At 61.1% G+C, this 8,246-nt stretch carries 5 protein-coding genes and 1 pseudogene (1 of these 6 only partly in view); 1 reads left to right on the plus strand and 5 read right to left on the minus strand.

Translation table 11 applies throughout. The annotated features are described in order from the left end of the window. The 5 genes and pseudogenes from GTN70_00595 to GTN70_00615 form a co-directional block, all read right to left on the minus strand. A pseudogene (locus GTN70_00595) lies at positions 1-326 on the minus strand (ATP-binding cassette domain-containing protein); it reaches 335 nt to the left of the window's first position. After that, entirely contained in the window at positions 323-1,624 is a 1,302-nt protein-coding gene (locus tag GTN70_00600) for an efflux RND transporter periplasmic adaptor subunit (GenBank protein NIO15500.1), read from the minus strand. The pseudogene GTN70_00595 and the gene GTN70_00600 overlap by 4 nt, the downstream one beginning before the upstream one ends. A gap of 15 nt (positions 1,625-1,639) precedes the next feature. Further along, positions 1,640-3,103 (minus strand): efflux transporter outer membrane subunit, encoded by a 1,464-nt coding sequence (locus GTN70_00605; GenBank protein NIO15501.1) that lies wholly within the window; start codon positions 3,101-3,103, stop codon positions 1,640-1,642. A gap of 1 nt (position 3,104) precedes the next feature. Then, positions 3,105-6,290 carry a multidrug efflux RND transporter permease subunit gene (locus GTN70_00610; GenBank protein ID NIO15502.1) on the minus strand — a complete coding sequence of 1,062 codons (3,186 nt, stop codon included), beginning with the start codon at positions 6,288-6,290 and terminating at the stop codon, positions 3,105-3,107. Between the two features lie 3 nt (positions 6,291-6,293). Continuing rightward, positions 6,294-7,457 (minus strand): efflux RND transporter periplasmic adaptor subunit, encoded by a 1,164-nt coding sequence (locus GTN70_00615; GenBank protein NIO15503.1) that lies wholly within the window; start codon positions 7,455-7,457, stop codon positions 6,294-6,296. A 111-nt stretch (positions 7,458-7,568) separates the two neighbouring features. On the opposite strand from GTN70_00615, the gene GTN70_00620 reads away from it, so the two are divergent. Beyond that, the gene (locus tag GTN70_00620) at positions 7,569-8,198 is read left to right on the plus strand and encodes a CerR family C-terminal domain-containing protein (GenBank protein ID NIO15504.1); all 630 of its coding nucleotides are present in this window, start codon (positions 7,569-7,571) and stop codon (positions 8,196-8,198) included. The last annotated feature ends 48 nt before the right edge of the window (positions 8,199-8,246 follow it).

The raw sequence follows: 8,246 nt of genomic DNA on the forward strand, positions 1-8,246 counted from the left end.
GACGTGCGGTTCAAGAGGTTATATCCCTGAAACACGAACCCGAGGTAGTGACGCCGCAGGAGTGCGCGCTGGTTGCGCGTCAGCTTCTCTACGTGTACCCCCTGGAAGAGGTATGAACCCGACGTGGGAGTGTCGAGGCATCCGATGATATTCAAAAAGGTGGACTTGCCGGAGCCACTCGCCCCCATGACGGCGATGAACTCTCCATCGGCAATGGTCATCTCGATCTCTTTCAGGGCATGGATCGCGGCATGGCCCGTCCCGTAGACCCTGCTGATCCTTCTCATCTCGATCAAGTGATTGTCATTGCCACTTGAGCCGTTCATTTTTTCTGGATCACCATCTCCGTTATCAGGGGAAGGCCCTCTTTGATCTCGCCCGTCAACACCTCGGTGACCGTTCCGTCCGTGTCCCCGATGGTGATCGGAACCTCGACGGGCTTTTTATCCTCGAGAATCCACACGACCCGCTGATTCCTTTTCCAGCGCTCATCACTTCCTTCGCGGGAGGGCTTTCTCCGGGGGCGGCGGGGGAGCAGGGCTCCCAGAAGGCCGGTATTGGTCTTTTTCTCCTCCATCGATGCGGGGGGGGGAGAAAATCTCAGGGCCGCGTTGGGTATGAGCAGCGCACCCGTTATCTCTTTCACGATGATCTCCGCCGTGGCGGTCATCCCCGGGATGAGAGACAGGTCAGGGTTGTCGACATTAAGGAGCGTTTCGTAGGTGACCACCCCCTGCACTTCCTTGGGGGAGTAGCGCACCTCGGTAACTTTCGCCTGAAAGATTCGATCCGGATAGGCATCGACCGTGAATGTGGCTTCCTGCCCTTTATCTATCTTGCCGAAGTCGGCCTCGTCGACGTCTACGTGGAGTTCCATCCTCGTTAAGTCCTGTGCGATGGTAAAGAGCACAGGAGTCTGGAGGGATGCGGCCACGGTTTGCCCCGGCTCGACGTGGCGTGCAAGGACGATCCCGCTGATGGGCGACCGGATGATCGCCTTCGAAAGATTCGTCTCGTTGAAGGCAAGATCCGCTTCCGCCCGAGAGACTTCGGCCAGTGCGCTCTCCTCATCGGACCGGGCAACGGCGAGAGCCGCCTCCCCTGTGTCTATTTCCTGCTGCGAGGGCACCTTCCCCCCTGTCAACTCCCTCGCTTTCTGCAACTGGGCGAGCTTGCTTTCCGCCAGCTTGATATCGGCCCTGGCCCTCAATACCTTTGCCTGCGCAGACTTCACGGCGGCACTGGCCTGGAGGACCTGCGCCTTCAGCTTCGACGTGTCGAGCTCCGCCAGGACCTGCCCGGCCTTCACGTGGTCGTTGAAGTCGACCAGAACCGTTTCGATCGTCCCCGAGACCTCGACCCCGATGTCGACCTGGTTGATCGGCTCGATTGCCCCCGTGGCGGTCACCCGTACGGTCAGATCTCCCCTTTCTGCTTTTTGAAAGACGTACTGGACCTTGCCGTTACCCTTTTTCGAGAGCAGCAGGAGTGCGACGATGATGATCCCGGCCGTCACGGCCCCCACGGCTGCCCACACTACAAGACGCTTTTTCCGTCCCGCCGGGCTCTCGAGCCCCAGGGTTTGCTCTACCGTGTTGTCTCTGTTTTTCCCCGTTTTTGGCATAGGCTCACCGACCTTTCACATCTCTGATTTTTCGACGGAATCCAGGTATTTCCATCCACCGCCAAGCGCCTTGTAGAGGCGAACCAGGTTGGAGGTAACGGCCCCTTCGCTCTGGGCGAGGTTGTCCTCGAAAACCTGCATCGCCCGCTGGGCGTCCAGCACATTGTTGAAGTCAACCAGGCCGGCAAGGTATCTGTCCCGCGCAAGCTCGAAGGCAAGCTGTGCGGCGGAAACGGCGCTCTTCAGCAGGTCCCGGCGGCGCTGCTCCTTCGCGTAAGCTATGAGGGAGTTCTCCACCTCCTCCAGGGCGCCCAGCACTATGGAGCGATACTGGATCAGCGCCTGCTCCAGGCGGGCATCTTCCACCTCGATGTTCTGGCGGATGGCGCCGCCGCGAAACAGGGTTAGGAGTGCGCTGGGGCCGAAGCTCCAGGTCCGGCTGGCCCACTCAAAGAGGTTTCCCGTGGAAATTGATTCCACTCCGAAGGTGCCGCTGACGTTGAAGCTGGGGTAGAGCTCCGCCGTCGCCGCTCCTACCCGGGCAGTCTGTGCGGCGAGAAAGCGCTCGGCCTGCCGGATGTCGGGCCTCTGGCGAAGGGTATCGGCCGGGACACCGACGGCGACGGAAAGGGGCGGGACCGGAACGGGGCCGCTCACGGCCAGCTCCCGGGAAAGAGAGCCGGGATGCTCACCGATCAGCACCGCCAGGCGGTTCTCGGCTGCCTGGAGGCCCTCCTCGAGAGACGGGACCAGGGAACGGGTGCTCTCCAGGTTGTAGAGGGACTGCTGCACGGGCAGCTCGTCGATAATCCCTGCCTCGTACCCCGATCGGTTCAAGCTGTAGGTCTCTTCCTGAACTTTGATATTTGCCTCGGCGACTGCAATGCGGGCCTGGAAGGTGCGGACTTCAACGTAGTTCAGGGCCACCTCGGCCATGAGGGAGATCAGGACGTCGTTCATCCCTTCCATTTCCGCTTCGAGCTCCGCCTGGGAAGCTTCCAGCCTCCGGCGGACACCGCCGAATATGTCAATTTCCCAGCCAGCGTCGAAACCGGCCCGGTAGAGTTCGGTATCCCTCCCCACACCGACATTTTTACTGGTCTGGCCCTTCGCGGCGGCTGCATTCGCGCCTAGGGTGGGGAAGAGCTCGGCCCTACTCACCCCCCGCAGGGCGCGGGCCTCCCGGACCCTTGCCCGGGCCTCCTGGAGGTCGAGGTTTCCATTGGCGGCCCGTTCCATGAGGCTGGAGAGCCCTTCGTCGTTCAGGGTTTTCCACCAGCCGGCCAGACTTATCGGGTCGGGGGACTCTGCGGTGAGGCCCCCGGCCATTTCGGTTTGCCAGCTCTTCGGGGCTTCCGGGTCAACCCGCTTGTAGTCGGGCCCCACTGCGCATCCTGCGAGGGCCACGGAAACGACGAGTACGAGAAGGGACGCTGCTGGGTGTCCCCATCTTTTTGCCGCCATCCCGTTTCCTGGCATGTCAGTCGTCCCCCCTTCCATGGGCATTTCTCCTGGCGATATACCCTTTGACAGATGATTTCATGCTTTTCGAAAGCCTCCCCAGCCGTTCACCCCTCCTTTCACCGAGGTGCTGGAAGACGAAGTACAGCGCCGGAACCAGGAAGATACCCACCATGGTCGCCGCAAGCATTCCGCTGAAAACGGTCGTGCCGATGTGCCTTCGGCTGACGGCGCCCGTGCCCGTGGCAATCACCATGGGGGACACTCCCAGGATGAAGGTGAAGGCCGTCATGAGCACCGGCCGGAAGCGGATCCGCGCCCCGTCGATGGCGGCCTGATCGATCGGCACCCCTCCCTTTCTCTGGTCCCTGGCGAACTCGACGATCAGGATTGCGTTCTTGCTGGCAAGCCCCACGAGAAGGACGATGCCGATCTGGGCGTAGATGCTCAACGGTATCCCCGCCACGCGGAGGCCGATCAGGGCCCCCAGGGTTGCCACCGGAATGTAGAGGATTATGGGAAGGGGGAGGGTCCAGCTCTCGTACTGCCCCACCAGGAAGAGGTATCCGAAGACAAGGGCCAGGAGAAAGAGGGTGGAGACCTGCCCCATGATTTTTCTCTCCTGGTAGGACATGGCGGACCAGTCGTAGGTGAAGCCTTCGGGGAGGGTCTTTTCCGACAGCCGCTCCATTGCGGCCATCCCGTCCCCCGAGCTTAAGCCTTCGGCGGCGCTTCCGTTGATCTGTACGCTGGGGAACTGGTTGTAGCGGTTTATGATCGAGGGTCCCAGCACGGTGGACACCGATACGAGGCCCCGCAGGGGAACCATGCTCCCATTGTCGCTTCTCACGAAAAGGCTGATGATATCCTCTTCGTTCCTGCGCTGGGACGCCTCCGCCTGGACCTTCACCTGGTAGACCCTGTTGTAGAGATTGAAGTCGTTTACGTATTTCGACCCGAGCTGGGCCTGGAGGGTTGAGTAGACCCTCTCCACGGGCACGTTGAGCATTTCCGCCCGCGTCCGGTCGAGGTCTATGTGAATCTGGGGGGTGTCCGCCGTGTAGGTGGTAAACACTCCCGCCAGGGAGGACTCCTGGTTTGCCGCTATGACCAGGGCCCTGGCTGCCGCGGCGAGCTCGCGGGGGCTCTTCTCCCCCAGGGCCTGAAGCCGGTAGTCGAAGCCGCTGGTAAAGCCCAGGCCCCGGATGGGGGGGCGCACGAAGGCGCGGATGTTGGCCGAGGAGATGGCTCCCAGCATCTTTTGCGCCCGGCCAAGGACCGCCTCCAGGTTAAGCTCCCTGTCCTTGCGCTCGTCCCAGGGAGCGAGCAGGACGACGCCCAGCCCCACGTTTTCACCGACGCCGCTCAGGAAGCTGCGTCCGCTCACGGCGATGACGTCCTCGACGCTCTCCATTTTTTTCAGCTCGGCCGTGACCTGATCCATGACCTTCGCCGTGCGCGAAAGGGTGGCTCCCTCGGGGAGCTGCACGTTGAAGTAGAAGTAGCCGATGTCCTCCTTGGGTAAAAAGCTCCTCGGCGTGTGCTGGAAGAGCAGGTAGGCGCAGCCCACAACCACCCCCAGGATCGATAGCGGCACGAAAATCCTTCGGATGAGCCAGCTCGAGGCGGTGACGTAGCCGTTCCGCGAGGAGGAAAGAGCCCGGTTGAACCAGAAAAGGGGCCCCTTGGGCTTTCTGGCAAGCCCCGGCTTGAGCAGGATGGCGCAGAGGGCGGGGCTCAGGGTGAGTGCGTTCACCGCCGAGATCACCACGGCCGTGCAGACCGTGACGGCGAACTGCCGGTAGAGCTTGCCCGAGATTCCGGGGACGAATGCGGCGGGGGTGAACACGGCCAGGAGCACCAGGGTCGTGGCGATGATCGGCCCCGTTACCTGCCCCATGGCCTTTACGGCTGCCGCTTTCGGACCCAGGCCTTCCTCTTCCATGACGCGGTAGCTGTTCTCCACCACCACGATGGCGTCGTCGACGACCACGCCGATGGCCAGGACCAGGGCGAAGAGGGAGATGGTGTTGGCGGAAAAACCCAGGGCCAGGAGCACGGCGAAGGTCCCGATGAGGGAGACGGGAACGGCCAGGGTGGGAATGAGGCTGGCCCGCCAGTCCTGGAGAAAGAGGTAGATCACCACCACCACGAGGAGGAAGGTGATGAGGAGGGTAAACTCGATCTCGTGGATGGAGGCCCGGGTGTATTTCGTCTCGTCCAGTATGACCCGGTACTCTACATCCTCGGGCAGGCTCTTTTCCAGACGCCCGAGCTCGGCCCGCAAATCATCCATCGTCTCCAGGGAGTTGGCGTCCGCCGACCGGTACACGGCGATCGTTACGGTGGGTGCACCGTTGAGAAAGGACAGATTGCTGTAAGAGCGTGCCCCGAGCTCGACCCTCGTTACGTCGCGGATGCGGACCAGGCCCCCGTTCCCGTTTGCCCGCACGATGATGTCCTTGAAGTCCTCGACGTCCTTCAGCCGCCCCTGTGCGCTCAGGGTGTACTGGAGCTGCTGGCCCGTGTCCATGGGGGCCGTGCCCGTGGATCCGACGGCCGCCTGTATGTTCTGCCGTTTGATGGCATCGATCACGTCGTCGGCGGTGAGGCCGAGTCCGGTGAGCCGGGCGGGATCAAGCCAGACCCGCATGCTGTACTCGAGCTCCCCGAAGATGAACACGTCGCTCACGCCCTTGATGCGCACGATGGTGTTCTTTATGTCCCTGCTCACGTAGTTGCTCAAAAACAGGTTGTCCTGGGTTCCCCGGGGAGAGAAAAAGCTGACCGCTGCCAGGATATTGGAGGTGCGCTTTCGCACCCTGATTCCCTGATCAACCACCTCCCTCGGCAGCTTGGACAGGGCCATCTGCACCCGGTTCTGGAGGTTGACCATGTCGGTGTCGGGGTTGGTGCCCACGGCGAAGGTGACGGTGAGGTTGTAGGAGCCGTTGGAGCTGGTGGATTCCATGTAGAGCATGTCTTCTACGCCGTTTATCTCCTCCTCGAGGGGTGCCGCCACGCTGTCGGCCACCACCTGGGCGTTTGCGCCCGGATAGTCGGCGCTCACCCGTATGGCGGGGGGCGTGATCTGGGGAAATTCGGCCACGGGTATATTGAGAAGGGAAATCAGGCCCGCAAGGGTGATGATGATCGAAATCACCATCGCCAGCCGGGGGCGCTCGATAAATATACGGGAAATCAATGGTTAACTCCCGTTCTCGTCTTTTGCGGTGGTGGTTTTCACCGTTTGGCCCGGTTTCACTTTCTGAATCCCCCGGACGATCACCATCTCCCCGCCGGAGAGCCCCTCTTTGACCGCCCATTTCGCGCCGATGCTGGCTCCCGTGGTGACGGGCCGCTTGACCACCCGGTTGTTCGTGTCCACGGTGAGCACGTAACGCCCTTCCCGGTCCTCCTGCACGGCTTCCTGGGGGACCACCGGCAGGCGCGCACTCCTTTCCTGGCTGACCAGGACGGTGACGTACTGCCCCGGCACCAGGAGGCCATTGTGGTTCTCGAACACCGCCCGGACCGCAATGGTGCCGGTCGTCGCTTCAACCTCGTTTTCCACGAAATCCACGCGGCCTTCGTTCTTAAAGATCCCGACGCCCGGGATTTTTATGCGGATTACCATGGTTCTGCCTTTTTTATCCTGAAGGGAATCGCCAAAAGCCGCCTTGACGGCCGCCAGGTTGCTCTCGCTCACCGAGAAGACGATGCGGATCGGATCCAGCTGGACGATTCTTGAAAGCGAGCCCGAATCGGGCCCCACCAGGTTCCCTCGCGTAAGGGCCGTACTGCCGATACGCCCGCTGATCGGCGCCCGCACCTCCGTGTAGCCAAGGTCGATCTCGGACAGCTTGAGGTTTGCCTTTGCCTCCTCGACCTTTGCTTTTGCGCTGAGCTCGTCGGCAACAGCGTCATCGATGACCCTCTCGGATACCCCTCCCGTGCGGACCGATTTGACCCTCTTCAGGTACTGGCGAGCTTTTTCGAGATTTGCCGTCTCCTGGGCCACTCTGGCCTTGTTGGCCTCGACCCTTGCCCTGTAGGGTGCCTGTTCGATCAGGTAGAGAAGGTCATTGGCCCGCACGTCGCTTCCCTCCTTGAAGTTTACCTCTTCCAGGTACCCCTGCACCCGGGCCCTCAGCTCCACGGCCTGTATGGCCTCGACATGGCCTACATATTCCGCGGGAGGGTTGACATCCTCAACGGTGACCGCGGTGACCGTCACCAGGGGCAGGGCCGCCTCCCCGGTGTCTTTGGGGCCGGCTTCTGCCGTCACGGCGAGAACAGGCACCGTGATAGCGATCAGGATGGAGAGAAGGCAGGGAAGAAGGGTATTGAAGACCGGGCATTTTCGATGCATTTTTTACCTTCCCGCCACCTCGGTGCTTTTTTCCCTCGTGTGCGGGAAAAATGTTGATTAATTTAAATATATATTTAAAATGTATGTTAGAAAAAAGTCAAGAGGATTCATATGCCCGTAAGGGAAGACGGAAAAGAGACGTACACCAACCTGCTTGAGGCCGCCTGCGAGGTGTTCTCCGAAAAGGGATACCAGGCGGCTACGGTGGCGGGAATCTGCCGTCTGGCCCGTGTCAACGTTGCCGCCGTCAATTACTACTTTCACGACAAGGCAAACCTCTATGTCGAGGCCTGGATGCATGCGTACGAGAATTCAAAATTTCCCGAACCGAACCCGGATGATTCCACCCGTGCCCCGGAGGAGCAGCTCCGGACACACATCCACTTCCTCATCAAGCACTTTGCCGAGGTTGGCCCCCGGGGGCAGTTCACCCGTCTGTACCTGAGGGAGCTCATGAACCCGACGGGCCTGATTCAGAACGTCTGGCACGAGACCGTAGAGCCCCGGCGGCAGATACTCCATGGAATCATCCGCAGGATCGTCGGGGAAGATATGTCGGAGGAGGAGATCCTCTTCTGTGAATTGAACATCATCAGCCTGTGCCGCGTCCTTTTAACCGTCCGGCAGGTCGACCTCGAGTATCTCCTGGACCAGCCCCTTTCCCCGGAACTGGCAGAGCGCTTCGCCGACCATATCACGCAATTTTCCCTCGCCGGCCTCAGGGCAATCCCCAAACGCTAAACCCCGGGGTCAGTTCCCATATCCTCAGGTTTTTCGCAATTTTCCCAT

It is taken from the genome of Deltaproteobacteria bacterium (assembly GCA_011773515.1).
In the GTDB taxonomy this organism is placed as follows: Bacteria; Desulfobacterota; Deferrimicrobia; order J040; family J040; genus WVXK01.

Coding starts and splice junctions, on each gene's coding strand:
- GTN70_00600 (NIO15500.1), bottom strand. CDS start 1,624: ATGCCAAAAACGGGGAAAAACAGAGACAACACGGTAGAGCAAACCCTG.
- GTN70_00605 (NIO15501.1), bottom strand. CDS start 3,103: ATGCCAGGAAACGGGATGGCGGCAAAAAGATGGGGACACCCAGCAGCG.
- GTN70_00615 (NIO15503.1), bottom strand. CDS start 7,457: ATGCATCGAAAATGCCCGGTCTTCAATACCCTTCTTCCCTGCCTTCTC.
- GTN70_00620 (NIO15504.1), top strand. CDS start 7,569: ATGCCCGTAAGGGAAGACGGAAAAGAGACGTACACCAACCTGCTTGAG.